Here is a 25,740-nt window from a genome sequence, read left to right as displayed (position 1 = left end):
CCCGCGCGCCTCAGGCCTTGAGCTCGGCCTTGTCGCCCATGACGACCACGGGGTGCTGCTTCGGGTCGAGCGTTTTGAGCAAGTACTCCATGTCGCCCTTCGACTGGCTCACGCAGCCCGAGGTGCCGCTGCCGTGGTCCATGTGCAGCCAGATGCTGCCGCCCTTGGACTGGCCCTGCGGCCGGGTCGGGTCGTTGGGCGGCGTGCCCTTGGCGCGGTTGTAGTCGATGGCGATGACGTAGTCGAAGTCGTGCCAGTGCGACTTCGCCCAGTAGTGCGGGGCCTGGATCGACGCCGTCTGCGTGTACGGCAGCTTCGCTCCCGGGTCGGCGAGCACGCCACCGGCGTCGCTGAGCGTGAAGACACCGACGGGGCTGCGCTTGTCGCCCTCGTGGTGGCGCGTCGTCCAGCCCTTCTTGCCGTTGTGCCCGGACCAGCCGCGCTGCTTCTTCCAGGTGTCGCCGGACTTGGTGAACAGGGCGATGCTGGAGCCCGTGGCGTCCTTGCCGTCGCCGTACACGGCGACGACCTGGCGGGCGTTCTCCGGGATCTGCTTCTGGTAGCGGTCCCCCACGCCCGGAATGCGCTTGAGATCCGCCGCACGCGCCTCCGCGCCCTTGGACGCTCCGCCCGACGCCTGCGCGCCGCCCGTGGTCTTCTTCCCGCCGTCGCCGTCGCCGTCGGCGCCGCAGGCGGCCACCGTCGTCAGCAGCACACCGCAGGCCGCCATCGCGACGCCCGCCCTGATCGCACCCGCACTCCGCATGCCTTCCATGGTCGCACCACGGGCCGGAAACCGTGGGACCGACTCCGATCACGGCGAACGATCCGGTCCGTTTCCCCGCCCGGCGACGGAAAACCGTTTGCCTCGGCTCGCCACGGGACGCGAACCTTTCACGGTTTGCTGCCTTTGAGTCCGCTTCTTCGATCCACCCCGCTTCGAGCCCTGGGACGTCATGCAGATCTCCGACCTTCCGTATCCAGACCCGGGTGTGCCGGACGCACGCTCCGGTCCCCGGTTCCTGCTCTGGCTCGGCCGGAACCAGCTCGGTGGACAGGCCAAGTCCCTTGTCTGGGGCCTGATCCACTTCGTCTCCGTCGCCGGCCTCGCGTACGGCGTCGGCTACGCGGTGCAGGCGGTCGTCGACCGCTCCGGCTCCGGTCTCGCCAAGGCCGGCACGCTGATCGTGCTGCTCGGCATCGGCGTCGCGGTCGGCGACACGATGCTGCACCGGACGGCGGTCACGAACTGGATCACCGCCGCCGCCCGTGTCCAGCAACTGCTCGCCCGCAAGACCGCGACGCTGGGCGCCGCGCTGACCCGCCGGGTCGCCGCGGGCGAGGTCGTCGCCGTGTCCACCGGTGACGTGGAGAAGATCGGCTGGTTCGTCGAGGCGCTGTCCCGCTTCGCCGCCGCCGCGCTCACCGTCGTCATCGCCTCCATCGGCCTCCTGATCTACCAGCCCGCGCTGGGCATCGTCGTCGCGATCGGCATGCCGGTCCTGGCCCTCGCCGTGCTCCCGCTGCTCCCCCGCGCCACCCGGCGCGCGGACCACCAGCGCGAGAAGGCGGGCCACGCCACCGAACTCGCCTCGGACACCGTCGCGGGCCTGCGGGTGCTGCGCGGCATCGGCGGCGAGGAGCTGTTCCTCGACCGCTACCGCCGCGCCTCGCAGGACGTGCGCCGGGCCGCCGTGCGCAGCGCGCGCATGTGGGCGCTGATCTCCGCGATCCAGGTCCTCCTTCCGGGGCTGCTGACGATCGCGCTCGTCTGGTACGGGGTGCACCTCGCGCGCGAGGGCCGGATCACCGTCGGTGAACTGGTCACCGTCTACAGCGGCGTGATGCTCCTCAATTACCCGCTGCGCCACTTCGAGGAGATCGCCATGGCGTACTCGTTCTCCCGGCCGTCCGCGCAGCGCGCCTCCAGGGTGCTGTCCTTGGAGCGCGTCACGGAGCCGGACGGCGGGCTGCGCGAGGCGAAGGCACCGGCAGGCGACCTGTACGACCCTGCGACCGGCGTGCTGGCTCCCGCGGGGCGGTTCACCGCCGTGGTCTGCGGCGATCCGGACCTGGCGGGGCGTCTCGCCGACCGGCTCGGCGGGCACCCCGCTTCCGCGGCCGACGAGGGCGCGGGCGAGCCGGCGCCGTCCGTCCTGCTCGACGGTGTGCCGCTCGACGAACTGCCGCTCGATGTCGCGCGGACGGCCGTGCTCGTCCAGGACAAGGACCCGGTGCTGCTCTCGGGCACGCTCGCCGAACTCCTCGACGTACCGGCCTCCGGAGGCGTCTCGCCCACCGAGGCGCTGGCCACCGCCCAGTGCTCCGACGTTCTGGACGCCCTCGCCCAGGGCGCCCCGGACGAGGACCCGATGACCACCCGCATCACCGAACGCGGCCGGTCCCTGTCCGGCGGCCAGCGCCAGCGCCTCGCTCTGGCCCGCTCTCTGGTCACCGACCCGCGGACGCTGGTCCTCGACGAGCCGACGTCCGCCGTCGACTCGCACACCGAGGCCCGGATCGCCCAGGGCGTACGCGCGCTGCGCACCGGTCGCACGACCGTGGTGCTGACCTCGTCACCGCTGCTCCTCGACCGCGCCGACCGCGTGGTGTTCGTCCACGAAGGGGCGGTCGCCGCGGTCGGCGAGCACCGCGAACTGGTGCGCACCGAGCCCCGGTACCGCGCGGTCGTCACCCGCGAGACCGACGAGGAGCAGTCATCCCCCGGCGCCCGGGTCGGCGCCGGGACCGAAATCGAGATCGACATCGAGGAGACGGCATGATCGGCGTAGCGCCCCCGGCCTACGACCCGGCGGCCCCCACCACGGCGCACACCCTGCCGGTCGGCGCTCCGGCCACGGTCCGCGCCTATGTGCGCGAGCTGTACCAACGCCACCGGCGCGAGTTCCTCCTGCTCATCGTCGTGAACACGGTCGCCGTCATCGCGTCGATGGTCGGCCCGTACCTGCTCGGCGGACTGATCCAGGACGTCTCAGACGACCCGGGCGGCGTCGACACGCTCGAAGGGCCCCAACTGGCACGCACCATCGGCCTGTTCGCGCTGGCCCTGGTGGTCCAGGCCGTGTTCATCCGGCAGGTGCGGCTGCGCGGGGCGATGCTCGGGGAGCGGATGCTGGCGGATCTGCGGGAGGACTTCCTCGTGCGGTCCGTGGGCCTGCCGCCCGGCGTCCTGGAGCGGGCCGGCACGGGTGATCTGCTGTCCCGGATCACCACGGACATCGACCGGCTCGCGAACGCGATGCGGGAGGCCGTACCGCAGCTGTCCATCGGTGTCGTGTGGGCGGCGCTGCTCGTCGGGGGGCTCGCGGTGACCGCGCCGCCGCTGGCGCCCGCGCTGCTCATCGCCGTGCCCGTCCTGGTGCTCGGCTGCCGCTGGTACTTCAAGCGGGCCCCGTCCGCGTACCGCTCGGAGGCCGCCGGGTACGCGGCCGTCGCCGCCGCGCTCACCGAGACGGTGGACGCCGGGCGCACCATCGAGGCGCACCGGCTCAGTGACCGCCGCATCGAGCTGTCGGAGCAGCGCGTCAAGGAATGGACCGCATGGGAGCGCTACACCCTGTATCTGCGCTCCGTGCTCTTCCCTGCGATCAACACCGTGCACGTCCTCGTGCTGCTGTCGGTGCTCATGGTCGGCGGTGTCTTCGTCCTCCGGGGCTGGATCGATGTCGGGCAGCTGACCACGAGTGCGCTCATCGCGCAGATGCTGGTGGATCCGCTCGGCCTGATCCTGCGCTGGTACGACGAGCTTCAGGTCGCCCAGGTGTCGCTGGCCCGGCTCGTGGGCGTGCGGGACATCGAGCCGGACGCGGGCGACGCCTCCGTGCGGCCCGACGGCCGTGCCGTCCAGGCGGACGCGGTGCACTTCGGCTACCGCGAGGGCGTCGACGTGCTGCGCAAGGTGTCCCTGGAGGTCGCGCCGGGAACACGGCTCGCCCTGGTGGGCCCCTCGGGCGCGGGCAAGTCGACGCTCGGGCGGCTGCTCGCCGGGATCTACGCGCCGCGAACGGGGCAGGTCACGCTGGGCGGCGCGGAGCTCTCCCGGATGCAGGCCGAACGGGTCCGTTCCCATGTGGCCCTGGTCAACCAGGAGCACCACGTCTTCGTGGGCTCCCTGCGCGACAACCTCCGGCTGGCGCGGACCGGCGCCGAGGACGCGGAGCTGTGGGCCGCGCTGGGCGCGGTCGACGCCGACGGGTGGGCCGAGGCTCTCGCCGACGGCCTCGACACGGAGGTCGGCTCGGGCGGGGTCGCACTCACCCCCGCGCAGGCCCAGCAGATCGCCCTGGCCCGGCTTGTCCTGGCCGACCCGCACACGCTGGTCCTGGACGAGGCGACCTCGCTGCTCGACCCGCGGGCGGCCCGCAACCTGGAGCGCTCGCTGGGCCGGGTCCTCGACGGCCGCACGGTCGTGGCCATCGCGCACCGGCTGCACACCGCGCACGACGCGGATGTGATCGCCGTGGTCGAGGACGGCCGGATCCGCGAACTCGGCAGCCACGACGACCTGGTCGCGGCCGACGGCGCGTACGCGGCGCTGTGGCGGTCCTGGCACGGCTGACGTGACGACGACGACGGCGGCGGTCGGGAGCCCTGTCCTCGGGACGGCTTCCGGCCGGCGTCGCCTCAGTAGCCGTTGCCACCCGTGTCGTTGTCCTGCCCGGTGTCCCCGGGTTCGGCCTTCTTGATCGCGTTGCCGTGGGAGTCGAGGACGTACCAGATCTGGTCGATGCCCTGGCCCTTCGTGTCCCCGGCCCTGTGGTCGTCGGCGTAGTAGTAGAGCGGGTGTCCGGCGTACGTCGCCTGGGCCGTGCCGCTCCCGTTCGTCGTGGCGATGAGGTCCGCCCGCACTCCGGCGCCCGCCTTCGGCTTGCCCTCCATGTGCGGCCATTCCTTGACGCACTGCGCGTCGCACTTCATGGAGTTGCTGTTCTTTGCGTCGCTGGTGAACAGGTAGAGCGTGCGTCCCTTGCCGTCGACGAGGATCTTGCCCATCGGGGAATCGCCCGTGCGCAGCGTGGAGGCGTCCTTGGCCGCGGGTGAGCCGCCGTCCGAGCCGCCGCCACCACCCCCGCAGCCCGCCAGCCCGAGGGCCGCCACGCGAGCGAACCCGGCCATGCCGATCCTGAGATTCCTCATGATCATTCCGTCCCTTCTCGTAGAGGTTGTACGGACCGGGGACGCCGATGGATTGCGCCACCCGACGGAACACGGACGTCGCGTGCAATCCCGTCACCTCTTTCGTACGTATAAGGGGGCGTGGAACTGTTCTCGCGGGCGGATCGCGCCGACGACGCCTCGCTCGTCGCCGGGTTCGCCCTGGGCGACGAGCAGGCGGCCGTCGCCTTCGTGCGCCGCTTCCAGGACGCGGTGTACGGCCTCGCGCTGTCGGTCACCGTGACTCCGCACTGGCGGAGGACGTGAGCCAGGAGGTGTTCGTCAGGGCCTGGCGGGCCGCGGGCAGCTACGACGCCCGCCGCGCCTCGGCCCTGACCTGGCTGCTGACGGTCGCCCTGGCGGTGCTCGGCGGGTGCACGGCGCAGGAGGTGGGCCGGCACGAGGACATCCCGCTCGGTACCGCCAAGACCCGGATCCGGACCGGCCTGCGAAGGCTGCGTGAGGCGTCGAAGGAGGAGAGCAGCGATGGCCCGCCACCCCGATGAGGACGAGCTGGTCGCTCTTGCCCTCGGTACCCTCTCCGGTGGGCAGGACGAGCTGCTGCGGCACCTCTCCCTGTGCACGAGCTGCCGCTCGGTGTACGACGGCCTGTCCGGGGCCGTCGACAGCGTGCTGCCCGCGGCGCCCGCGCTCGCCGCCCCGGCGGGGTTCGACGCGCGGGTCCTTGAACGCCTCGACGTGCACCGGCCCGCGCGGCGCCGCGCGCTGCGACCGGCCCTGCTCCGGCACGACGGTGGGCACGGTCGAGCCCAGCCGCGTCGGTGACCAGCGTGTGGTCGTCATGCAGATCTCGGACGGTGGCTCCGGCGGCTACTACACGTGCCGGCTCCTGCTGAAGGACGGCTCCGTCCGCGATGCGGGCCACTGGTGGCTGCCGGAGTCCGGGCGGGCCACCTGGACCGCCCAGGGGGCAGCGAGCTCGATCGACCGGGTCGACCTGGTCGACCACACCGGCCGGGTGTGGTCGTCCGCGGACCTGGACGGCTGAGGCCGGCCCGCGGGTGGGCCGGCCCGCGGGTGGGCCGGCCCGCGGGTGGGCCGGCCCGCGGTCAGATGAAGTTCAGCGCGGCCGCGCACCCCACGCCGCCGGCCAGCATGAACACGGGCATGAGCACCTTCAACTCGATCCAGCTGCCGGCCCGGAATCGCATCGGCTTCGGCGGCCCGATCGGGTACCAGCGCTTGTGGCCGATCGGGATGGGCCACAGGATCGGGCAGCCCGAGACGGTGAGCGCGTCCCCGATGTCGTGCACCAGCGCGCCGAGCACGATCGGCAGGCCCAGCCACAGGTACTCCTGGCCGGGGTCCGTGAACAGCCAGTCCGAGCCGTTGCCCGGCTGGTCGAGGATGCCCGCGAGGATCCACGCGCTGGTCGCCGCGAGCAGCCAGACGAGGAGGTCGCTGCTGTGCCCGCGGGCCGCCCGCCACAGCAGTCCCTCGATGGCGAGCACCATGTGCACGAAGAGGATCCCGAGGACGGCCCAACGGCCACCGAAGATCGCCAGGGCCGAGGCGCCCGCTCCGATGAGGACCGCCCACACCCACGTGTGGGTGAGCGTGCGGTGGCCGCCCGAGCGCCGGGGGTCGCCCTTCATCCGCGTCGCCTTGTAGACGCCGTACGAGAGTTTGTCGACGATCTCGCACAGGCCCCGGGAGATGGGGCCGAAGGCGCCCGAGATGGTCGCCGACTTGTGGTCGAGGTCCGGGGCGAGTGCGGCGCCCGCGCAGATCAGCGCTCCGACGAGGAGGACCGGCCATGGCATCGGGTACCCGGCTGCCGTCGTCGCCGCCCCCACCCCCAGCCAGGCCGCCGCTCCTGACAGCGAGTGTGCCGGTCCCATCATGGCTGTGTTCCGCCCCTGTTTCTGTTGTGCCGGCCGCGCGCGATGTGCCGACATGTTCCGTATTGCTGCGCCGAGTTGCCCCGTCAGGGCCGCGCGCGTGCTGACGCCCCGTCGGCGACCCAGCGTAGCCTTCGTGATCTTCGCTCCGACATCCGATTGCCGGATCGAGCCGGAAGGCAGGCAAGATGGTGCCGTGACCCTTATCGATCAGCTCCCGAAGACCGCCGACCCGGACGCCCTCTATGAAGCCTTCGAGTCGTGGGCCGAGGAGCGTGGGCTCACCCTCTATCCCCACCAGGAGGAGGCGCTGATCGAGGTGGTGTCGGGCGCGAACGTGATCGTTTCCACGCCCACCGGGTCCGGCAAGTCCATGATCGCCGCCGGTGCGCACTTCGCCGCGCTCGCGCGGGACGAGGTCACCTTCTACACGGCGCCCATCAAGGCGCTGGTGTCCGAGAAGTTCTTCGAGCTGTGCAAGCTCTTCGGCACGGAGAACGTCGGCATGCTGACCGGCGACGCCTCCGTGAACTCGGACGCGCCCGTCATCTGCTGCACCGCCGAGGTCCTCGCGTCCATCGCGCTGCGCGACGGCGCACAGGCCGACATCGGCCAGGTCGTGATGGACGAGTTCCACTTCTACGCGGAGGGGGACCGCGGCTGGGCCTGGCAGATCCCGCTGCTCGAACTGCCGCAGGCGCAGTTCATCCTGATGTCGGCGACGCTCGGCGACGTCTCCATGTTCGAGAAGGACCTCACGCGTCGCACCGGCAGGACCACGTCGGTGGTCCGCTCGGCGACGCGCCCCGTCCCGCTCTCGTACGAGTACCGGCTCACGCCGATCACCGAGACGCTCACCGAGCTCCTGGAGACCAAGCAGGCGCCCGTCTACATCGTGCACTTCACGCAGGCGCAGGCCGTCGAGCGCGCGCAGTCGCTGATGAGCATCAACATGTGCACGCGCGCGGAGAAGGACCAGATCGCCGAGCTGATCGGCAACTTCCGGTTCACCACCAAGTTCGGCCGCAACCTGTCCCGGTACGTACGCCATGGGATCGGCGTGCACCACGCCGGCATGCTGCCGAAGTACCGCCGCCTGGTGGAGAAGCTCGCCCAGGCGGGCCTGTTGAAGGTCATCTGCGGCACCGACACGCTCGGCGTCGGCGTCAACGTGCCGATCCGTACGGTGCTGTTCACCGCGCTCACCAAGTACGACGGCACGCGCGTGCGGACCCTGCGCGCGCGGGAGTTCCACCAGATCGCGGGCCGCGCGGGCCGTGCCGGGTTCGACACGGCGGGCCTCGTCGTGGCGCAGGCGCCCGAGCACGTCATCGAGAACGAGAAGGCCCTCGCGAAGGCCGGCGACGACGCCAAGAAGCGCCGCAAGGTCGTCCGCAAGAAGGCTCCCGAGGGCTTCGTCGCCTGGACGGAGAACACCTTCGAGAAGCTGATCGGCTCCGACCCCGAGCCGCTCACCTCGCGCTTCCGTGTCACGCACACGATGCTTCTGTCGGTCATCGCCCGCCCGGGCAACGCCTTCGACGCGATGCGACACCTCCTGGAGGACAACCACGAGCCGCGCAAGGCGCAGCTGCGGCACATCCGCCGGGCCATCGCGATCTACCGCTCGCTGTTGGACGGCGGCATCGTCGAGAAACTGGACACACCGGACCCGACCGGCCGCATCGTGCGCCTGACCGTCGACCTGCAGCAGGACTTCGCGCTGAACCAGCCGCTGTCGACGTTCGCCCTCGCCGCGTTCGACCTGCTCGACAAGGAGTCGCCCTCGTACGCCCTGGACATGGTGTCCGTCGTGGAGTCCACGCTCGACGACCCGCGGCAGATCCTGCACGCCCAGCAGAACAAGGCGCGCGGCGAGGCCGTGGCCCTGATGAAGGCGGACGGGGTCGAGTACGAGGACCGGATGGAGCGCCTCCAGGACATCTCGTACCCGAAGCCCCTGGAGGAGCTGCTCTTCCACGCCTACGACACGTACCGGCAGAGCCACCCGTGGGTCGGCGACCACCCGCTGTCGCCGAAGTCCGTGATCCGCGACATGTACGAACGCGCCATGACGTTCACGGAGTTCGTGTCCTTCTACGAGCTGGCCCGCACCGAGGGCATCGTCCTGCGGTACCTGGCGAGCGCGTACAAGACCCTCGACCACACGGTGCCCGACGACCTGAAGTCGGAGGACCTGGAGGACCTGATCGCCTGGCTGGGCGAGATGGTGCGCCAGGTTGACTCCAGCCTCCTGGACGAGTGGGAGCAGCTCGCCAACCCGGGTGAGATGACCGCCGAGGAGGCCCAGGAGAAGGCCGACGAGGTCAAGCCGGTCACGACGAACGCGCGCGCCTTCCGGGTCCTCGTCCGCAACGCCATGTTCCGCCGCGTGGAGCTGGCGGCGCTCGACAACGTCGAGGAACTCGGCGACATGGACGGCGACTCGGGCTGGGACGCGGACGCCTGGGGCGACGCGATGGACAAGTACTGGGACGAGTACGAGGACCTCGGTACCGGGCCCGACGCGCGCGGCCCCAAGCTGCTCATGATCGAGGAGGACCCGGAGCACGGGCTGTGGAAGGTGCGCCAGACCTTCGCGGACCCGAACGGCGACCACGACTGGGGCATCAGCGCCGAGGTCGACCTGGCGGCGTCCGACGCCGAGGGCCGTGCCGTCGTCCGGGTCACGGACGTCGGTCAGTTGTAGATCCGAGGACGGCCGGCCGGTAGATTCCGTCCGCTCCCCCGCGCCGGAGCACCCCGGCCGCACACACGAGAGAGAACCACCCATGACGAATCCTGCGGAGAAGCTCGTCGACCTGCTCGACCTGGAGCAGATCGAGGTCAACATCTTCCGCGGACTCAGCCCGGACGAGTCCCTCCAGCGCGTCTTCGGCGGGCAGGTCGCGGGGCAGGCCCTGGTGGCGGCGGGACGCACCACCGAGGGCGACCGCCCCGTGCACTCGCTGCACGCGTACTTCATTCGCCCCGGCCGCCCTGGCGTGCCGATCGTGTACCAGGTCGAGCGGATGCGCGACGGGCGTTCGTTCACCACGCGGCGTGTCACCGCCGTGCAGCAGGGCCGCACGATCTTCAACCTCACCGCCTCCTTCCACAAGCCCGAAGAGGGTGCCTTCGAGCACCAGTTGCCGCCGGCCCGGCAGGTGCCGGACCCGGAGTCGCTGCCGACGATCGCCGACGAGGTGCGGGGCCATCTGGGCGCGCTGCCCGACGCTCTGGAGCGGATGGCCCGCCGCCAGCCCTTCGACATCCGCTACGTCGACCGGCTGCGCTGGTCGCCCGAGGACATCGAGGCGGCCGAGCCGCGCAGCGCGGTGTGGATGCGTGCCGTGGGTCCCCTCGGCGACGCCCCGCTCGTGCACACCTGCGCGCTCACCTACGCGAGCGACATGACGCTCCTCGACGCGGTGCGGCTGCCGATCGAACCGCTGTGGGGGCCGCGCGGTTTCGACATGGCCTCGCTCGACCACGCCATGTGGTTCCACCGTCCTTTCCGTGCCGATGAGTGGTTCCTGTACGACCAGGAGTCGCCGATTGCGACGGGCGGCCGCGGCCTGGCCCGCGGTCGCATCTACGACACGGAGGGGCGGCTGCTCGTGTCCGTGGTCCAGGAAGGGCTGTTCCGCAAGCTCGAGGGCTGACCGGGCGCGCGGCCGGTCCGCACACGGCACGCCAACGGCCAGAGGCCGCTTGGCGCTTCAGGCTCCTCTTCCGACGAGGCGGGCCCATAGGCTCCGTGGCCTCTCCTGGGGAGGCTCTGGAGTCTCGGCCACGGGCTCGGGCGTGGTCTGCGGCAGCCCCGCTGCGGGCTCCATGTGTCCGACGGGGTGGGGTGCCGGGCGCCGCCTTCGGGCCTCCTCCAAGTTGAGCAGCAGGTTCCCGCGCAGCCAGCTGATCTCGTCCGGGTCGTCGGCGGTGAGGATGCGCTGGACGATCGCGGCGTTCGGCGACTCCGGTGCTCCGTACCAGAACTCGTCGGGCCGCAGCCGGTGCAGATGGGCCCGCTCATAGGGACTCTCGACGAGCTCCGCGAGCTGCGTGGGTTCCAGGAGCGTGGCGACGGCCGCCGCCCGTTCCCACGGGCCGTCCGCCTGTCCGAGCAGATATCCGGCGTGCCTGGCCCGCCAGTTCTTCGGCCGCAGATCCGCGCCCGCCTGCAACCTGGCGCGCACCCGGTCGGGCGCCCGCCCGGTCAGGAGCGGCCCGTTGACCTCGGCCCCCGCGAACTCGCGCACCTCCTGCGCGAGGTACTGCCACACCACCGTCCGGTACCGGTTCACATAGAACTTCGCGGGTGTCAGCATCCCGGCGCGAGCCAGCCTGGTGAAGCGCGTCGACGGGATGTCCATGAGCTCGGCCGCCTCCGCCGTGCCCACGACCCTGACCTGCTCGATCAGTGCGTCCGGGAACCCGGCGGCCGTGCGGATGCGGTCGATCTCCTCGCTCGGGACGCGGCGCCGGCCGCCGCCCGGCGCCGGGACGGTGCGGATGCGGCCCAGCCGGACGGCGAGGTCGAACTCGCCGCGTTTCAGCCCCAGTTCTCGCGCCGCGCTGCTCTGGGGCCTGGTCATGATCTCGCCTTGCACGATGGTTCTCCCCCGTCTCCGAATCAGACGCGGTCACTCTCCGTGACCGCTCGGGAGAAACCGTAGCCCGGATCACCGGGCCCCGTGCGAGCCTGTGGATAACCCTTCAGACCCTTGGATCGCCGCAGGTCAGAGGTCTGCGAGCGGCCCTCGCTCCGGATTGCGCACGTCGACGGTGAGATGCTCGCCGACCCGGTGCACCAGCAGCGTCATCTCGTACGCGACCTGCCCGATGTCGGCCTCGGCCGCGCTGAGCACGCACAGGCAGCTGCCCTCGCCCGCCGCGGTGACGAACAGCACCGCGTCATCGAACTCGATCATCGTCTGGCGCACTCCGCCGGTGCCGAAGTACCGGCCGGATCCCTTGGCGAGGCTGTGCAGCCCGGACGAGACGGCGGCGAGATGCTCGGCGTCCTCACGGCTCAGGCCCGCGCTGGCCCCCGTAACGAGGCCGTCGTTGGACAGGACCAGAGCGTGCCGCACATGTTCGACGCGCTGCGTCAGGTCGTCCAGCAGCCAACCGAGTCCTTCGTACCGCTGCCCCATGGTCCCCTGTCCCCGCTTCCCTGTGGCTCCCCGCCCCGGAGGGGATCCGCTCCCCTGGCCGGAGGATCTCACTAGCAAGCCTTCCCCACGGTGGGCGTCCGGGCAAGGAGGATGGGCGCATGGCACACAAGATGACCGATGAGCAATGGAAGGCCTTCGTCTCAGAGGGCACCCACACCGCCAAGTTGTCCACGGTGAAGGCGGACGGCAGCCCGCACATCGCACCCGTCTGGTTCGTCCTCGACGGCGACGACATCCTGTTCAACACCGGCAAGGACACGGTCAAGGGCCGCAATCTGGCGCGCGACGGGCGGGTCGCCCTCTGCGTCGACGACGAGCGGCCCCCGTTCGCGTTCGTGTCCATCCAGGGCCGCGCCGAACTCAGCGAGGACCCGGACGATTTGCTGGATTCGGCCACCAGGATCGGCGGCCGGTACATGGGAGCGGACCGGGCCGAGGAGTTCGGCCGGCGCAACGCGGTGCCGGGCGAACTCGTCGTCCGGGTGCGGGTCGAAAAGGTCGTGGCACTGGGCGACATGGCCGGCTGAACCAGCCGGCCACGCGTCAGCCCACGGAGTCGAGCAGCCGGGCGGAGTGCATCCGCCCGGCGTACTCGACCAGTCTGATCAGCACCTCCTTCCCCGAGTCGCGGTCGCGCGCGTCGCACAGCACCACGGGGGTCCCGCGGTCGAGGTCCAGGGCCCGGGCCACTTGGTGCGCCCCGAAGGCCTTGCTGTCCGCGAAGCAGTTCACCGCCACGACGAACGGGATGTGCCGGTGCTCGAAGTAGTCCACCGCGGGGAAGCAGTCCTCGAGCCGACGGGTGTCCGCGAGGACCACCGCGCCGAGCGAGCCCTGGGAGAGCTCGTCCCACAGGAACCAGAAGCGGTCCTGCCCCGGCGTGCCGAACAGGTAGAGCGACAGACCGGACCTGATGGTGATGCGTCCGAAGTCCATGGCGACGGTCGTGGTCGTCTTGCGTTCGACCGCTCCGGTGTCGTCCACGTGTTGGCCCAGTTCGCTCAGGCGTTCCTCGGTGCGCAGCGGCCTGATCTCGCTGACCGCGCCGACCAGGGTGGTCTTGCCCACGCCGAATCCGCCCGCGACCAGGATCTTCAGCGCCAGGTCGACGGTGGGACGGTCGGCCGTGGTGTCAGAGTGCTCTGAGCCCATCGATGACTTCTCTCAGGATCTTCTCGTCGGGTAGCTGTGCGGGCGGCACCGGCCTGCTGACCTTGACGCAGCCCAGTTCGAGCAGGTCGCCGAGGAGGACGCGGACCACGCCCACGGGTACGTCGGTGCCCGCGGCCAGTTCGGCGACCGTCTGGGTCTCCGTGCGGCACAGTTCGATGATCGACCGGTGCTCGGGGCCGAGCGCGGTGTCGTCGTGGGCGCCGGGCGCCGCGGTGTCGAGCGACACCAGGGCGATCAGATCGAAGTGGGCTCCCTGAGGGCCCGCCCCGGTCCGCCCACCGGTCATCGCGTAGGGGCGGACCAGGGGGCCGGCCTCATGGTCGAACCACTGGCTGCCGGGGTCGTCGTCGTTCATGTCGCCACCTGTGCCCCTCAGCCCGTGGTGGACGGGTGCCCGGCGGATCTCGGGGCCGTGTAGAGGTGTTCGCCGACCCGCTTGACCAGGCGTGCCATCTCGTAGGCGACGAGCCCGATATCGGCGGTGCCAGTGCTCAGGACGGCGAGGCAGGACCCGTCGCCGGCGGCCGCCACGAAGAGGAAACCTTCATCCATCTCGACCATGGTCTGCCGCACCCCGCCGGTTCCGAAGTGCCGCCCCGTGCCCTTGGCGAGGCTGTTGAAGCCGGAGGCGACGGCCGAGAGGTGTTCGGCGTCCTCCCTGCGCAGGCCGCTGGAGGCGCCGACGGCGAGCCCGTCGTTGGAGAGGATCACGGCATGCCGCAGTTCGGGCACCCGAAGCACCAGATCGTCCAGGAGCCAGTCGAGTTCACCGGAACCGTGCGCCGTGCCCGTGGTAGTCGGTTCCTTGATCATGCGGGATCTCCTTCGTGCGTGTCGGGGCCGGGCGGGCGGCCGCCGCCTCTGGCCCAACCGTCCCGGAAGGAGGTCATCCGGGCCCGGACCTGTTCGGGGGTGCGCTCGTCCGGTGCGGGCACGCGCGCGGGGGACGTCGGTTCGGTCGGCCGCTCGCGGAGTTGGGGCGCGAGGCTGGCCTGGCGCACGCGGCGCGGGAGGCCGTCGGGGGGCGGGTCCGCATCGTCGTCCCCGGTGTCCTCGGGGAGTTCGCTGTTCACCGGCTCCGGCGGGGTGCGCAGGCGCAGCGCGGTGACGCCCGGCGGATGGCGCGGGCTCTCGGGCTCCGTCGAGGGGGCGAGCGCCGGTCGGGGCGCCGACGCGGGGACGGGGTGGCTGTCGTTCATCGGCGCCGCTTCGGGCTCGGGCACGCGCGCGTAGCGGCGCTCTTCCTGGGACAGTTGGTGCGCGTCGTGGGCGCTGGGCCCGACCTCCACGTCCTTGTGGAGCAAGGGGGTGGGCAGGAGGACGACGGCGGTGGTGCCCCCGTACGGGGACGTACGCAGGTGCACCTTGATCTCGTGGCGTTTGGCGAGCCTGCTGACCACGAAGAGTCCGAGCTGGTCGCTGTCGAACAGGTCGAGGGTCTCCGAGTGCCCGATGCGCTGGTTGGCCTCGGCGAGGCTTTCCTTGCCCATGCCCAGGCCGCGGTCCTCGATCTCGATCGCGTACCCGTTGCCGACGGGCTCGCCGCTGATGCGCACCTTGGTGTGCGGGGGCGAGAACTGTGCGGCGTTCTCGACGAGTTCGGCCACCAGGTGCGTGAGGTCGGCGACGGCGGCCCCTGTCACTTGGGCGACGGACAGATGGCGCACCTCCACGCGCGCGTAGTCCTCGATCTCGGAGACCGCGGCCCGCACGACGTTCGTCAGGGGGACGGGCTGCCGCCAGGCGCGGCCCGGCGCGGCCCCGGAGAGGATGATCAGGCTCTCCGCGTGGCGGCGCATCCGGGTGGTGAGGTGGTCGAGCCGGAACAGATCGCCGAGCTCGCTCGGGTCGTCGGCGCGGCGCTCCATGCTGTCCAGGAGGCCGAGTTGGCGGTGGACGAGGACCTGGCTGCGGCGGGCAAGGTTGACGAACACGCCGGAGATGCCGCTGGCGAGTTCGGCGCGCTCCACGGCGGCGTACAGGGCCGCGCGGTGCACGGTGGTGAGCGCCTCGGACACCTGGCCCGTCTCGTCCTCGGCGGGCGGGCCCTGGGGGGCTTCGGCCGCCACGTCGATCTCCTCGCCGGCCCGCAGCCTGCGCATGGTGTCGGGCAGTTTGCGGCGGGCGATCTCCAGCGCGGTGTTGCGCAGGCTGACGAGTTCGACGACCAGTCCGCGGCCGATGCGCACGGAGATCACCAGCGAGGCCGCCACGGCGACGAGTCCGAGCAGCACGGCCGCTCCCGCCGGGGTGAGGACTCCGCGGGTGAGCGGGTCGGCGCGGAGGGCGGCGCCCCGTGCCGCGTCCGTCTCGATGGCGCGCAATCGGTCCTGCACGGTCGCGTACGCCGTGTTCCAGGAGTCGGCGGACGCGGCGGCGAGCGCCTTGCCGCCCGGCTCCGCGATGAGGGTGCGGTCCTCGACGGCGCGTACGTCCGCGTAGGCGCGGCTCGCCGCCAGGTGCTGCCAGGCGGCTCGTTCCGGACCGCGCAGGTCGCCGGCGGCGGTGCCGATCAGGTTCCCGCGGGTCGCCACCGCTCCGGTGAACAGGCGCAGCCGCTCGCCGTCCAGGGAGTCGGCCAGGCGTGCGCCGACGAGCACCGCGTTCTCCCGGGCGAGCATCTCGCCGGAGCGGCCGAATTCCAGGAGCACGCGCGCGTCGGAGCCGAGTTCGGAGTCCTGGATGCCGGTGAGCGAGCCGCTGACCGCGAAGGCCCGGTCGACGGCCCTGGTGTACTGCCCGTAGGCGTCGTCCCAGCCGGTGCGCCGTTCCCGGACGTCCTTGCGCACACTCCGCAGCTGCTCAACGCCGACGACGAACGATTCGAGGCGGCCGGCGACCGCGCGCGGGAGGTCCGCTCCGTCCGCCACCGTACCGTCGCCGCCGATGCGCAGCGCGGAGACGACACGGTCGGTGGTGGCGGCGCGACGGGTAAGGGCGTCGCCTCGCCCCGCGCCGGGTTCGGTGGCGTAGGCGACTGCCGCGGTGCGTTCGGCCTGCAGGGCGGCCACGGCCGCGCCCACCGGTGCGCGTACCGTCTCGTCGACCCGCTGCAACTGCCGCAGCCGCGCGACGTCCTGGGCGGTGCTCACGGTGGCGAAGGCCCACAGGGCGAGCAGCGAGACGACGGGCACCATCAGGAGGCAGATGATTTTCGCCCGGACCGTACGCGGACGCAGTTGCAGGGCTCCCCCGCGCGCGGGGGACGCCCCGCGGGGTTCCGGCTCCACCGGGACGTCTTCGTGGGCGGGCTGACCGGCGTGCGCCCGTCGGCCGCGCGCGGGGGCCGAACTCGCCCGCAAGGGGCCGGGGCTGGGGGTTCTGCGGGGCGGGCGCATGGCCTCCTCTATCGGGGTCGGGGCACCGTCGCGTACCGGTGCCGGTCGGTGTTCGGTGCGGTGGTCAGGGAGTGAGGTTCTCCAGCGGGCGCTGCGCCGACGTGGAGGCCTCCCTTTCGTCCGCCGTCGGGGACAGCGCGACGAACGCCGAGGTCAGGAAGAGGTAGGAACCGAGCCCCACGGCCAGCGGGAAGATGAACTGCATCGCCGTGGCCCCGGCGAGCTCCGCCGTGGAGGGGGTCACCCGCACGCTCACCGCCATCATTCCGGTGTAGTGCATGCTGCTCACGGCGCCGCCCATGACGAGGGAGGCGACCGCGACGGCGCCCGGCGTCTTGATGTTGAGACCGGCCCACAGGGCGGCGGTCGCCGCGACGACGGCGATCACCACGGAGAGCGCCACCAGCAGCGGGTCGTAGTCGACCCGCCCGTGCAGGCGCAGGGCCGCCATGCCCAGGTAGTGCATGCTGGCCACGCCGATGCCCGTGGTGAGGCCGCCCAGGAACAGCGCGCGCCCGCGCTCACGGTGATGGCCGACCGCGAACACACCGACGCCGACGACGGCCACGGCGACGAGCAGGCTGAGGATGGTCAGCGGGACGTCGTAGCGGATCTCGGTGCCGGTGACCGTGAAGCCGAGCATCGCCACGAAGTGCATGGTCCAGATGCCGGTGCCGATGGCGGACGCGGCGGTGAGCAGCCAGTTGCGCCGCGCGCGTCCCGTGGTGTTCAGGGCGCGCACGGTGCAGCGCAGTCCGAGCGCTGCGCCGATGCAGGCCATCGCGTACGACAGCACGGGGGTAAGCCAGCCGAAGGCGGCGTGGTCCAGGTGTCCCATGGGTCAGGGACGGTATTCCGGTGGGGGCGTGCGGCAGGGGCGCAGTCCGAAAGGTTTTGGAAAACGGAGCAGATGCGGTTCGGAACAGTCGCGGGAGTGTCGAACATGCGCGCCGCACGTGCATGCGATGTCTTCGACGAAGTCTTCAACGGAGAAGGGACCTTTCGCCCCCGTGTCCTCCACTCGTGTCACAGGACGCGCCTGGGCGCCGCTGTCAGTGCGCTGCGCAATCATGGAGCGCATGAGCGACGACGCCACACGTGTGCAGGAGTTCTTCACGGCCCGGGCCGCCGACTGGGACGTCCGTTTCCCCGACGACGGGCCCGCGTACGCGTCCGCGGTGGCCGCGTTGGGGCTGCGCCCCGGAGACCGGGTACTCGACGCCGGCTGCGGCACGGGGCGGGCACTGGCGCCGCTGCGTGCGGCCGTGGGGCCCTCCGGAGCGGTCCTGGGCGCCGATCTGACGCCGGCCATGCTGGAGCGGGCCGTACGGGCGGGCAGGGACGCCGAGGGGCGGTTGCTGCTCACGGACGTGGCCCGGCTGCCGTTGCGCGCGGGCGTGCTGGACGCGGTGTTCGGCGCGGGGCTCATCTCGCATCTTCCGCAACCGTCGGAGAATCTGCGCGAGTTGGCGCGGGTGGTGCGCCCCGGCGGGCTGCTCGCACTGTTCCACCCCATCGGCCGGGCCGCCCTGGCCGCCCGCCACGGCCGTGCGCTGACACCGGACGACCTGCGCGCCGAGCCCAATCTGCGCCCGCTCCTCGATGCCGCGGGCTGGCGCCTGATCTCGTACGTCGACGAGGACGAGCGCTTTCTGGCGCTCGCGGCGCGGGAGTTCGAGGAGGCCGCGGCCTGACCCACGATCAAGGCCCGGAAAACCGGACCCGACTCGGCCCCACCGCGCGGGATCCGCTCCGTGGCCGGTTCTGTCACCATGGCCGCAACCGCGCGACACACGTTGACGGTTACGGGCAGGGGGACGGTGGCGTCCATGATCGATCGGGTCCGCAAGGCGTGGAGGACGTGGCGCGAGGACGGCGGCACGCCGAGCAGGAGGGAGCGCGCGCACAATCTCTTCGAGGCCGCTGCCGCCTACGTGGTGGCGTGCGTCGAGGACGACCAGGAGCGTGCCGACGAGGCGGCGGGCTGGGTCGAACCGAGTGCGCTGGCCTTCGGGGTCAACGAACTCGCCTGCCGGGCCGTCATCGCCCTCGCACGGGAACGCGACGAGCCGCCACGAACCGTCGCCCGCGCCCTCCTTGGGCTGCCCGTCGGCTGACCCGCACGCGCGGGCACACGCGACAGGCACGAGATGTCGACACTTTGTTCACGTCAGGGCTACAGGAGTCGACCTGCCGCTGAATTTCCTGGTCATCGACCACGGACCCCCCTGTACGACGCCGTCGGGCACTGACTAAGGTCTCGCCGGTGGAACGAAGTTCAGGGGAGGCCGGCGTGACCGGAGTGGACGAAGCGGCGGTCGAAGGGGACGACGCGCTGTACGTGCTGACGGCGGTGTTGCTGACGCCTGCGAAGTTCCCGAGCGTGCTCGGTGACGACTACCCGGAGGCCTGCGCGGCCCTGGGGCTCGCACCGCTGGCCGAGGGGTACGGCCTGGTGCTCGGCCAGGACGGGCAGGGCGCCCGCTGGACGGTCGTGGTCGACGACGTGTCACTGGTCGCCGTCGCCATCGCGTCGTGGGACTGCGGGATGGAGTACGAGCTCTCGCCCGACGAGGACAGCATGGTCGCCGCGCTGCCGGGCTGGCCGCTCGCGCTCGCCGTGGCCGCCCCGGGCGTCCCCGAGCCGCACGATCCCGAGCCCGACCCCGAGTACGCCGACACCGCGCCGCTGACGCCGCCTGACACGGAGACCTGGGGCCCGGCGCAACGCCGCCTGGGAGCGGACGAGATAGCCCTGCAGTGGGCCGTGTGGCGGGAGCAGCTCGACGACTCGCAGTTCGCCACGGAGGAGGACGCCGAGAAGGGCGACACTGCGGAGGACGGCCCGAGCGGCACGCACACCGGCCTTCGGCGAGTCCTCACGGAGGCGCGCGGGTACGTGGACGCGCCGCCGCCCCTGGGCCGCGTGCGCTCGTCGTTCGCCTCCGGCGACGCCCGGACGCTGCGCGCCGACGGGCCCGGCTGGTCGATGGTCGCGCGGACCGACGACATCGCCTTCGTGCTCCTCGACGACGAGCCGGGCGAGGTGCTGCCGGTCGGCCGCGGCCGGGAGCTGCCGAGCCTGCTCGAAGCGCTCGACAAGATGGCCGTACGCCCCACGTGAACCGCCGAGGCCGCGCGGGATGCTCGCACCCCGCGCGGCTCAGGCCGTCACGATTCCCTCAGCGCCCCAGCTCCTTGCGCGAGACGCGGCGCAGCCTGCGCCGCTGCGAGGGGTCGAGCATCAGGTACGCGGCGGTGGGCGCGCCCAGCACGATGAGCAGGGCCGCCCACCAGGGCAGCCAGATCAGCAGGATGATGCCGACCGCCACACCTCCCGCGGCGATCTTCGCGTTCTTCGACATGTGTGGCCTCCTTCGGGGGCGGCCCGCCCTCGCCTGGGTGGGGCGGGCTCGTCCTCTGCAGTGAAAAACGGGCCCACGTCGCCCGCAGTTCCGTCGGGGGACCCTGAGACATCCCTGATTCCGCGTCCCCGCACACGGCGGGAAGCTCGTCAGATGTCGGCCCGCAGCGGCTCTCCCACTTCATACATGTGACGCAGCGCCTGGCGGTAGGAGTCGACGAGGCCCGTCTCCACGAAGGGGATGCCGAGCCCGCGGCAGTGGGCCTTCACCATGGGCTGGGCGAGGCGCAGGTGGGGTCGGGGCATGCTGGGGAACAGGTGGTGCTCGATCTGGTAGTTGAGGCCGCCGAGGAACCAGTCGGTCAGCGCGCCGCCCTTGATGTTGCGCGACGTGAGGACCTGGCGCCGCAGGTGGCCCCACTTGTCGCCGTCGGGGTCCGGCATCTCCATGCCCTTGTGGTTGGGGGCGAACGCCATGCCCAGGTGCAGCCCGAACAGGGCCTGGTGGAGAGCCGCGAAGACGAGCGCGTGACCGAGCGGCATGGTGGTGAGGAGCAGGGTGACGTATCCGGCCACGTGTGCGACCAGGAACGCGCCCTCCACGAGGCGTTCGCGGCGGCCCTGGCGGCGCAGGTCCTGGAATCCGTAGATCTTCAGGGCGAGGCCCTCGAGGAGGGTGAGCGGGAAGAACAGCCAGGCCTGGTGGCGGGTGAGCCAGCCGCGGAACCCCGCGCGCGTGGCGGCCTGCTTGCTGGTGAAGACGAGGACGTCGGCGGCGACGTCGGGGTCCTTCTCGATGTGGTTCGGGTTGGCGTGGTGGCGGTTGTGCTTGTCGTTCCACCACGAATAGGACATGCCCAGCAGCAGGTTGCCGTGGACCAGGCCGATCAGGCGGCTGACCGAACGGTTTCCGGTGACCTGGGCGTGGCCCGCGTCGTGCCCGATGAAGGCGGTGCGCGCACACAGCACCGCGAGGACCGGGGCGAGGGCGAGCACCCACCACGAGCCGCCGATGAGGGCCATGCCCGTGACGACGGCGCCGAGGCACAAGGCGTTGACCGCGATGGTGCGCACGTACCAACCGGTGCGCCGCTCCAGCAGCCCCTGCCCCTTGACGGCGCGCAGCAGGGGCGTGAACTCGCTTCCCCCTTGGGGGGAGGCCGGCCTGGTGGCAGGCTCCGGCAGGGTTCCGACGGCCGAGGGCATGGCGGTCTCCGGTCTGTGGTGGGTGAGGTCGATGCGGCGGGCTACGCGTCGCCCGACCACTAGGAACCTACGGATCACGGACCTTGATCGACCATGGCGCCACCACCCAAGTACCGCCTGGGTTCACCCCACCCTCGAGACGGGGGTAAGCCCCACCCTTAAGGGTCAGGTGATCCAGATCACGACATTTGGAGGCGCGTCGGTCCGATTCCGGGGTGTACCCTCGGCGCCCCCAGGGTGAGTAGTCAAGTTTGATGAATACGAGGACGTCGCCATCTCCGAGCACACCCGCACCGCCCCGCCCACTCCCTCCGAAACCACCGAACTCGCGCGCTGCGGCGTCGTGTTCGTGCCGGCCGACCCGGCCCGCACGTCGACCATGGCCTTCTGGCGGCCCGATGGCGGCGAGCCTCCGCTGCCGGAGGCGGGCATCCACACCGAGCTGCGCCTCGTACTGCCCGGCGAGGACGCGGTGGAGCCGGTGACCGTACCGGCCGTCACCCTGCCCGTGCGCGCCGCACTCCCGGTGCTCACCCGCGCGCGTGCCACCGCGGACGCCGACCCGACGGCGAGCTTCTGGGGTGCGGCCGGCCTGCTGGCGCTCCAACTCGTCGCCCGCGGCCTGCTGTTGCCGGGGGTGAGCGCCGAAGGGCACGACGCGTGGCGCGCGGGACCGCTGGGGGCCGCCGACCTCGACCGGGTCAGGGAGCTGGCCGCCGCTATGCCGCCCGAGGCGCACGCCGTGGCGCTGGACAGGCACGAACCGCCGCGGCTGCACGCCCCGGAGCGGCTGCTGCGCGCGTTCCTCGACGCGGTGGCGGACGCCCTGCCGCGCTCCCCTGCCGCCGCACACGCCGCCGGGGGCCCGGCGTTCACGGCGCGGGCGCCGCAGCGAGTACCCGAGCTGCGTCCCTGGGCGGGGGATGTCGCGGCGGGGCTCGACGCGGGTGTACGGATCTCGCTGCGGGTGGAGGTCCCCGGGCTCGAACAGCTCGCGGACGACGGGGCCCGCGTCCCGTTCCGCGCGGTGCTTCAGCTGCACAGCGTCAGCGACCCCGCCCTGGTCGCGGACGCGGCGCAGGTGTGGGCCGGGACCGGCGCCGTCGGGCAGACCTTCGGCGACCGCGCCCGGATGGACGCGTTGTTGGCGCTGCGCCGCGCCACGCGCGCGTGGACGCCGCTCGCGCCGCTGCTCTCCGCGACCGTGCCGGACGCCGTCGAACTCGCCGACGAGGAGGTCACCGAGCTGCTCGGCGAGGGCACGCGGGCGCTGTCCGCGGTCGGCGTGGAGGTGCACTGGCCCAAGGAGCTGGCCCGCAAGCTGACGGCCCGTGCGGTGATCGGCCCGGCCGAGGACGAGGACCCCGACGGGCTGTCCTCCGACGGGCCGTCCTTCCTGTCCGCCGACGCCCTGTTGGCGTTCGACTGGCGGTTCACCCTCGGGGGCCAGGAGTTGAGCCGCGAGGAGCTGGACGTGCTCGCCGAGGCGAACCGTCCGGTGGTGCGGCTGCGCGACCAGTGGGTGCTGATCGACCCCGCGGAGGCCCGCCGCGCCCGCTCGCACCAGGACCGCAAGGTCACCCCCGTCGACGCGCTGAGCGCCGTTCTCACGGGCTCGACGGAGGTCGAGGGCCGCCGGATCGACGTGCGCCCCACGGGCTGGCTCACGGCCCTGCGGGACCGCCTCGCCGACCCCGAGGGCATGGCGCCGGTCGGTCAACCGGCGGCGCTCGACGCCGAGTTGCGCGACTACCAGCTGCGCGGGCTGAACTGGCTGGCCCACATGACCTCGCTGGGTCTCGGCGCCTGCCTCGCCGACGACATGGGCCTGGGCAAGACCATCACCCTGATCGCGCTGCACCTGCACCGCCAGAGCTCCCCGCAGAGCGCGGGACCGACGCTCGTGGTCTGCCCGACGTCCCTGATGGGCAACTGGCAGCGCGAGATCGAGAAGTTCGCGCCCGGCACACCCGTACGCCGCTTCCATGGCGGGCGCCGCTCCCTGGAGAACCTCGCCGACGGCGAGTTCGTGCTCACCACGTACGGCACGATGCGCCTGGACGCGGCCCAACTCGCCACCACGACCTGGGGAATGCTGGTCGCCGACGAGGCGCAGCACGTGAAGAACCCCTACTCGGCGACGGCCAAGGAGCTGCGCACCATCGGCGCCCACGCGCGCGTGGCGCTCACCGGCACCCCGGTCGAGAACAACCTCTCCGAGCTGTGGGCCCTCCTCGACTGGACGACGCCGGGCCTCCTGGGCCGCCTCGGCACGTTCCGTACGCGCTACGCCCAGGCGATCGAGGGTGGCAAGGACCCGGCCGCTGCCGAGCTTCTGGCCAAGCTCGTGGGGCCCTTCCTGCTGCGGCGGCGCAAGTCGGACCCCGGCATCGCACCGGAGCTGCCGCCCAAGACCGAGACGGACCGCGCGGTGTCCCTGACCACCGAACAGGCGGGCCTCTACGAGGCGGTGGTGCGCGAGACGCTCGCGGAGATCGCCGGGGCGGCCGGGTTCGAGCGGCGCGGCCTGATCGTCAAGCTGCTCACCGGCCTCAAGCAGATCTGCAACCACCCGGCGCAGTACCTCAAGGAGGACAAGCCGCGCATCACCGGCCGCTCCGGGAAGCTGGAGCTCCTCGACGAGCTCCTGGACACGATCCTGGCGGAGGACGCGAGCGCGCTGGTCTTCACGCAGTACGTGCAGATGGCCCGCCTCGTGGAACGGCATCTGGCGGACCGTGGCGTACCGGTGATGTTCCTCCACGGAGGCACCCCGGTCGCGGAGCGCGAGTCCATGGTGCGGCGCTTCCAGGAGGGCGAGGTCCCCGTGTTCCTGCTCTCGTTGAAGGCCGCGGGCACCGGCCTCAACCTCACGCGCGCGGAGCACGTCGTGCACTACGACCGCTGGTGGAACCCGGCCGTGGAGGCGCAGGCCACCGACCGCGCGTACCGCATCGGGCAGACCAGGCCGGTGCAGGTGCACCGGCTGATCGCCGAAGGCACGATCGAGGACCGCATCGCGGAGATGCTGCTGCGCAAGCAGGAGTTGGCGGACGCGGTGCTCGGATCCGGCGAGGCGGCGCTGACCGAACTCACCGACGCGGAACTGGCGGACCTGGTCGAGCTGCGAGGGGGCAACCGATGAGTCACCGGGAAGACGACATGCGCACGTTCGCGGCCCTGCCGCCCGAGCGCGGGCGGGCCTTCGCCGGGACCTGGTGGGGGCAGGCCTGGCTGAAGGCACTGGAGGACACCGCGCTGGACACCGCGCAGCTGAAGGCGGGGCGCCGGCTCGCGCGCGCGGGAGCGGTCGGCGCGGTCTCGGTCCGGCCCGGCCGTATCACGGCGGTGGTGGAGGACCGGGGCGGCGCGACATACCGCTCGGACGTGCTGCTGCAGTGCCTGGACGAGGACGAGTGGGACGGCTTCCTGACGATGGCGGCCGAGCGGGCCGGGCACATCGCGGCGCTCCTGGACCGCGACATGCCGCCGCATCTCGTGGAGGACGCCTCGGCCTCCGGCGTGGAACTGCTGCCGGGGATCGGCGACCTGGAACCGCGCTGCGACTGCGACGCCTGGGACCACTGCGCGCACACGGCGGCGCTCAGCTATCAGCTGGCACGACTGCTCGACCAGGACCCGTTCGTGCTGCTCCTGCTGCGCGGGCGCGGTGAGCGCGCGCTGCTCGACGAGCTTCAGGTGCGCAGCACCGTACGCACCGAACCGGAAGCGCCGCGCGAGGACAAGGAAACCGAAGGCGTGGACGCCGCCGAGGCGTACGCGTCGGCGATCGTGCTGCCACCGCTGCCGGGCCCGCCACCGCTGCCCGACGAGCCCGGCCTGCCGCCCTCGCTCGACACCGAGACGCCGCCGCCCACGGGCACGGACGTCGACGCGCTCGGCTTCCTCGGCGCGCGGGCGGCGGTGGACGCGCACCACATGCTCGCGGACGCGCTGGCGCCGGGGCATGAACAGCGCCCCGTCGCACTGGAGTTGACCGTTCCGCAGGACGCAGTACGGCTGGCAGCGAGCGCGCCCGAGCAGCAGCACATCCGGGCGCGGCTCGCCCAGGTCGGCGACCGGGGCCGCGAGGGCCTGGCACTCGCCGTACGCGCCTGGGAGTACGGGGGCGCCGCCGGGCTCTCCGTGCTGGAGGACGAGTGGGCCCCGGACGCGGAGAGCGCCGCACGCGCGCGTACCGCGCTCGAAGCCGCCTGGGAGGGCGAGGAGCGCCCCGTGCTCAAGCCCGCGCGCGGCCGCTGGAGCACCGCCGACGGGCAGGCCCAGCTGCGGCTCGGCCGGGACGGGCGCTGGTGGCCCTACCGCAAGCAGCACGGCCGCTGGACCCCGGCGGGCCCGGCCACGCCCGATCCCGCCTCCGCCCTGGCCACGGCGCTCGACACCGGCGAGGAGTAGCGCGCACCCCTGAAGCGGAGCGACCCGGG

Annotated in this window: 26 protein-coding genes; 14 read left to right on the top strand and 12 right to left on the bottom strand. The window is 72.1% G+C overall.

Annotation, left to right across the window (positions count from 1 at the left end):
• Positions 1-10: 10 nt before the first annotated feature.
• The gene (locus ACIA8D_RS26460) at positions 11-766 is read right to left on the bottom strand and encodes a L,D-transpeptidase family protein (protein WP_399235974.1); all 756 of its coding nucleotides are present in this window, start codon (positions 764-766) and stop codon (positions 11-13) included.
• Between the two features lie 190 nt (positions 767-956).
• On the opposite strand from ACIA8D_RS26460, the gene ACIA8D_RS26455 reads away from it, so the two are divergent.
• Together ACIA8D_RS26455 and ACIA8D_RS26450 are read left to right on the top strand one after the other, a co-directional pair.
• Positions 957-2,783, top strand: a complete 1,827-nt coding sequence (locus tag ACIA8D_RS26455; RefSeq protein WP_399235972.1) for an ABC transporter ATP-binding protein — start codon at positions 957-959, stop codon at positions 2,781-2,783.
• Positions 2,780-4,579 carry an ABC transporter ATP-binding protein gene (locus ACIA8D_RS26450; protein WP_399235970.1) on the top strand — a complete coding sequence of 600 codons (1,800 nt, stop codon included), beginning with the start codon at positions 2,780-2,782 and terminating at the stop codon, positions 4,577-4,579. Before ACIA8D_RS26455 ends, ACIA8D_RS26450 begins: the two co-directional genes overlap by 4 nt.
• Before the next feature lie 65 nt (positions 4,580-4,644).
• Here ACIA8D_RS26450 and ACIA8D_RS26445 read toward each other — a convergent pair whose 3' ends face one another.
• Positions 4,645-5,157 carry a hypothetical protein gene (locus ACIA8D_RS26445; protein ID WP_399235968.1) on the bottom strand — a complete coding sequence of 171 codons (513 nt, stop codon included), beginning with the start codon at positions 5,155-5,157 and terminating at the stop codon, positions 4,645-4,647.
• 120 nt (positions 5,158-5,277) lie between these two features.
• Between ACIA8D_RS26445 and ACIA8D_RS26440 the strand changes: the two genes are divergently transcribed.
• From ACIA8D_RS26440 to ACIA8D_RS26425, 4 genes are read left to right on the top strand one after another with little or no spacing between them, the layout of a single operon-like run.
• A complete protein-coding gene (locus tag ACIA8D_RS26440; protein ID WP_399235966.1) occupies positions 5,278-5,442 on the top strand; it encodes a hypothetical protein in 165 nt (54 codons plus the stop codon).
• On the top strand, positions 5,439-5,681 hold the full coding sequence (locus ACIA8D_RS26435; protein WP_399235965.1) for a sigma factor: 243 nt from the start codon (positions 5,439-5,441) through the stop codon (positions 5,679-5,681). The genes ACIA8D_RS26440 and ACIA8D_RS26435 overlap by 4 nt, the downstream gene beginning before the upstream one ends.
• On the top strand, positions 5,662-5,961 hold the full coding sequence (locus tag ACIA8D_RS26430) for a hypothetical protein (protein ID WP_399235963.1): 300 nt from the start codon (positions 5,662-5,664) through the stop codon (positions 5,959-5,961). Before ACIA8D_RS26435 ends, ACIA8D_RS26430 begins: the two co-directional genes overlap by 20 nt.
• Before the next feature lie 16 nt (positions 5,962-5,977).
• On the top strand, positions 5,978-6,184 hold the full coding sequence (locus ACIA8D_RS26425; protein WP_399235961.1) for a hypothetical protein: 207 nt from the start codon (positions 5,978-5,980) through the stop codon (positions 6,182-6,184).
• 61 nt (positions 6,185-6,245) lie between these two features.
• On the opposite strand, the gene ACIA8D_RS26420 is transcribed toward ACIA8D_RS26425, so the two are convergent.
• Entirely contained in the window at positions 6,246-7,040 is a 795-nt protein-coding gene (locus tag ACIA8D_RS26420) for a metal-dependent hydrolase (RefSeq protein WP_399235959.1), read from the bottom strand.
• A gap of 193 nt (positions 7,041-7,233) precedes the next feature.
• Here ACIA8D_RS26420 and ACIA8D_RS26415 point away from each other — a divergent pair, with 193 nt between their 5' ends.
• Together ACIA8D_RS26415 and ACIA8D_RS26410 are read left to right on the top strand one after the other, a co-directional pair.
• A complete protein-coding gene (locus tag ACIA8D_RS26415; protein ID WP_399235958.1) occupies positions 7,234-9,747 on the top strand; it encodes a DUF3516 domain-containing protein in 2,514 nt (837 codons plus the stop codon).
• Positions 9,748-9,829: 82 nt separating this feature from the next.
• Entirely contained in the window at positions 9,830-10,702 is an 873-nt protein-coding gene (locus ACIA8D_RS26410) for an acyl-CoA thioesterase (RefSeq protein ID WP_399235955.1), read from the top strand.
• 57 nt (positions 10,703-10,759) lie between these two features.
• Here the strand turns inward: ACIA8D_RS26410 and ACIA8D_RS26405 are convergent, their stop codons facing one another.
• Positions 10,760-11,632 carry a DUF6397 family protein gene (locus ACIA8D_RS26405; RefSeq protein WP_399235953.1) on the bottom strand — a complete coding sequence of 291 codons (873 nt, stop codon included), beginning with the start codon at positions 11,630-11,632 and terminating at the stop codon, positions 10,760-10,762.
• 144 nt (positions 11,633-11,776) lie between these two features.
• Positions 11,777-12,193 carry a roadblock/LC7 domain-containing protein gene (locus ACIA8D_RS26400; protein ID WP_399235951.1) on the bottom strand — a complete coding sequence of 139 codons (417 nt, stop codon included), beginning with the start codon at positions 12,191-12,193 and terminating at the stop codon, positions 11,777-11,779.
• Positions 12,194-12,312: 119 nt separating this feature from the next.
• Between ACIA8D_RS26400 and ACIA8D_RS26395 the strand changes: the two genes are divergently transcribed.
• Positions 12,313-12,741: a PPOX class F420-dependent oxidoreductase gene (locus ACIA8D_RS26395; RefSeq protein ID WP_399235949.1), complete on the top strand. Its 429-nt coding sequence runs from the start codon at positions 12,313-12,315 to the stop codon at positions 12,739-12,741.
• A 16-nt stretch (positions 12,742-12,757) separates the two neighbouring features.
• Here ACIA8D_RS26395 and ACIA8D_RS26390 read toward each other — a convergent pair whose 3' ends face one another.
• The 5 genes from ACIA8D_RS26390 to ACIA8D_RS26370 form a co-directional block, all read right to left on the bottom strand.
• Positions 12,758-13,366 carry a GTP-binding protein gene (locus tag ACIA8D_RS26390; RefSeq protein ID WP_399235947.1) on the bottom strand — a complete coding sequence of 203 codons (609 nt, stop codon included), beginning with the start codon at positions 13,364-13,366 and terminating at the stop codon, positions 12,758-12,760.
• The gene (locus ACIA8D_RS26385; protein WP_399235945.1) at positions 13,347-13,742 is read right to left on the bottom strand and encodes a DUF742 domain-containing protein; all 396 of its coding nucleotides are present in this window, start codon (positions 13,740-13,742) and stop codon (positions 13,347-13,349) included. The genes ACIA8D_RS26390 and ACIA8D_RS26385 overlap by 20 nt, the downstream gene beginning before the upstream one ends.
• Before the next feature lie 17 nt (positions 13,743-13,759).
• Positions 13,760-14,200 carry a roadblock/LC7 domain-containing protein gene (locus ACIA8D_RS26380; RefSeq protein ID WP_399235943.1) on the bottom strand — a complete coding sequence of 147 codons (441 nt, stop codon included), beginning with the start codon at positions 14,198-14,200 and terminating at the stop codon, positions 13,760-13,762.
• Positions 14,197-16,725, bottom strand: a complete 2,529-nt coding sequence (locus ACIA8D_RS26375) for a nitrate- and nitrite sensing domain-containing protein (protein ID WP_399235941.1) — start codon at positions 16,723-16,725, stop codon at positions 14,197-14,199. Before ACIA8D_RS26375 ends, ACIA8D_RS26380 begins: the two co-directional genes overlap by 4 nt.
• Before the next feature lie 64 nt (positions 16,726-16,789).
• Positions 16,790-17,563, bottom strand: coding sequence for an MHYT domain-containing protein (locus ACIA8D_RS26370; protein WP_399235939.1), 774 nt, complete (start codon positions 17,561-17,563; stop codon positions 16,790-16,792).
• Between the two features lie 241 nt (positions 17,564-17,804).
• On the opposite strand from ACIA8D_RS26370, the gene ACIA8D_RS26365 reads away from it, so the two are divergent.
• The 3 genes from ACIA8D_RS26365 to ACIA8D_RS26355 all read left to right on the top strand — a co-directional run bounded on the left by ACIA8D_RS26365 (position 17,805) and on the right by ACIA8D_RS26355 (position 19,849).
• A complete protein-coding gene (locus ACIA8D_RS26365; protein WP_399235937.1) occupies positions 17,805-18,419 on the top strand; it encodes a class I SAM-dependent methyltransferase in 615 nt (204 codons plus the stop codon).
• A 135-nt stretch (positions 18,420-18,554) separates the two neighbouring features.
• A complete protein-coding gene (locus ACIA8D_RS26360; RefSeq protein WP_385764167.1) occupies positions 18,555-18,842 on the top strand; it encodes a hypothetical protein in 288 nt (95 codons plus the stop codon).
• 176 nt (positions 18,843-19,018) lie between these two features.
• Positions 19,019-19,849 carry a hypothetical protein gene (locus tag ACIA8D_RS26355; protein WP_399235935.1) on the top strand — a complete coding sequence of 277 codons (831 nt, stop codon included), beginning with the start codon at positions 19,019-19,021 and terminating at the stop codon, positions 19,847-19,849.
• Positions 19,850-19,907: 58 nt separating this feature from the next.
• Here the strand turns inward: ACIA8D_RS26355 and ACIA8D_RS26350 are convergent, their stop codons facing one another.
• Positions 19,908-20,090, bottom strand: coding sequence for a hypothetical protein (locus tag ACIA8D_RS26350; RefSeq protein ID WP_399235933.1), 183 nt, complete (start codon positions 20,088-20,090; stop codon positions 19,908-19,910).
• 149 nt (positions 20,091-20,239) lie between these two features.
• On the bottom strand, positions 20,240-21,295 hold the full coding sequence (locus tag ACIA8D_RS26345; RefSeq protein WP_399235931.1) for a fatty acid desaturase family protein: 1,056 nt from the start codon (positions 21,293-21,295) through the stop codon (positions 20,240-20,242).
• A 379-nt stretch (positions 21,296-21,674) separates the two neighbouring features.
• On the opposite strand from ACIA8D_RS26345, the gene ACIA8D_RS26340 reads away from it, so the two are divergent.
• Together ACIA8D_RS26340 and ACIA8D_RS26335 are read left to right on the top strand one after the other, a co-directional pair.
• Positions 21,675-24,440 (top strand): SNF2-related protein, encoded by a 2,766-nt coding sequence (locus ACIA8D_RS26340; protein ID WP_399236112.1) that lies wholly within the window; start codon positions 21,675-21,677, stop codon positions 24,438-24,440.
• A complete protein-coding gene (locus tag ACIA8D_RS26335; protein ID WP_399235930.1) occupies positions 24,437-25,711 on the top strand; it encodes an SWF or SNF family helicase in 1,275 nt (424 codons plus the stop codon). The genes ACIA8D_RS26340 and ACIA8D_RS26335 overlap by 4 nt, the downstream gene beginning before the upstream one ends.
• Positions 25,712-25,740 lie beyond the last annotated feature (29 nt).

The organism is Streptomyces sp. NPDC051684 (assembly GCF_044453445.1).
Classification (GTDB): domain Bacteria; phylum Actinomycetota; class Actinomycetes; order Streptomycetales; family Streptomycetaceae; genus Streptomyces.
Note: the sequence above shows the minus strand (reverse complement) of the source record. Positions and strands in the feature narration are given on the sequence as shown.

Excerpts from the sequence above, each read along its gene's own strand:
- ACIA8D_RS26345 (WP_399235931.1), bottom strand. The coding sequence starts at position 21,295 with ATGCCCTCGGCCGTCGGAACCCTGCCGGAGCCTGCCACCAGGCCGGCC.
- ACIA8D_RS26430 (WP_399235963.1), top strand. The coding sequence starts at position 5,662 with ATGGCCCGCCACCCCGATGAGGACGAGCTGGTCGCTCTTGCCCTCGGT.
- ACIA8D_RS26375 (WP_399235941.1), bottom strand. The coding sequence starts at position 16,725 with ATGCGCCCGCCCCGCAGAACCCCCAGCCCCGGCCCCTTGCGGGCGAGT.
- ACIA8D_RS26385 (WP_399235945.1), bottom strand. The coding sequence starts at position 13,742 with ATGAACGACGACGACCCCGGCAGCCAGTGGTTCGACCATGAGGCCGGC.
- ACIA8D_RS26350 (WP_399235933.1), bottom strand. The coding sequence starts at position 20,090 with ATGTCGAAGAACGCGAAGATCGCCGCGGGAGGTGTGGCGGTCGGCATC.
- ACIA8D_RS26410 (WP_399235955.1), top strand. The coding sequence starts at position 9,830 with ATGACGAATCCTGCGGAGAAGCTCGTCGACCTGCTCGACCTGGAGCAG.
- ACIA8D_RS26445 (WP_399235968.1), bottom strand. The coding sequence starts at position 5,157 with ATGAGGAATCTCAGGATCGGCATGGCCGGGTTCGCTCGCGTGGCGGCC.
- ACIA8D_RS26420 (WP_399235959.1), bottom strand. The coding sequence starts at position 7,040 with ATGATGGGACCGGCACACTCGCTGTCAGGAGCGGCGGCCTGGCTGGGG.
- ACIA8D_RS26455 (WP_399235972.1), top strand. The coding sequence starts at position 957 with ATGCAGATCTCCGACCTTCCGTATCCAGACCCGGGTGTGCCGGACGCA.
- ACIA8D_RS26370 (WP_399235939.1), bottom strand. The coding sequence starts at position 17,563 with ATGGGACACCTGGACCACGCCGCCTTCGGCTGGCTTACCCCCGTGCTG.
- ACIA8D_RS26460 (WP_399235974.1), bottom strand. The coding sequence starts at position 766 with ATGCGGAGTGCGGGTGCGATCAGGGCGGGCGTCGCGATGGCGGCCTGC.
- ACIA8D_RS26400 (WP_399235951.1), bottom strand. The coding sequence starts at position 12,193 with ATGGGGCAGCGGTACGAAGGACTCGGTTGGCTGCTGGACGACCTGACG.
- ACIA8D_RS26335 (WP_399235930.1), top strand. The coding sequence starts at position 24,437 with ATGAGTCACCGGGAAGACGACATGCGCACGTTCGCGGCCCTGCCGCCC.
- ACIA8D_RS26450 (WP_399235970.1), top strand. The coding sequence starts at position 2,780 with ATGATCGGCGTAGCGCCCCCGGCCTACGACCCGGCGGCCCCCACCACG.
- ACIA8D_RS26425 (WP_399235961.1), top strand. The coding sequence starts at position 5,978 with ATGCAGATCTCGGACGGTGGCTCCGGCGGCTACTACACGTGCCGGCTC.
- ACIA8D_RS26360 (WP_385764167.1), top strand. The coding sequence starts at position 18,555 with ATGATCGATCGGGTCCGCAAGGCGTGGAGGACGTGGCGCGAGGACGGC.
- ACIA8D_RS26390 (WP_399235947.1), bottom strand. The coding sequence starts at position 13,366 with ATGGGCTCAGAGCACTCTGACACCACGGCCGACCGTCCCACCGTCGAC.
- ACIA8D_RS26405 (WP_399235953.1), bottom strand. The coding sequence starts at position 11,632 with ATGACCAGGCCCCAGAGCAGCGCGGCGCGAGAACTGGGGCTGAAACGC.
- ACIA8D_RS26380 (WP_399235943.1), bottom strand. The coding sequence starts at position 14,200 with ATGATCAAGGAACCGACTACCACGGGCACGGCGCACGGTTCCGGTGAA.
- ACIA8D_RS26395 (WP_399235949.1), top strand. The coding sequence starts at position 12,313 with ATGGCACACAAGATGACCGATGAGCAATGGAAGGCCTTCGTCTCAGAG.
- ACIA8D_RS26365 (WP_399235937.1), top strand. The coding sequence starts at position 17,805 with ATGAGCGACGACGCCACACGTGTGCAGGAGTTCTTCACGGCCCGGGCC.
- ACIA8D_RS26340 (WP_399236112.1), top strand. The coding sequence starts at position 21,675 with ATGGCCTTCTGGCGGCCCGATGGCGGCGAGCCTCCGCTGCCGGAGGCG.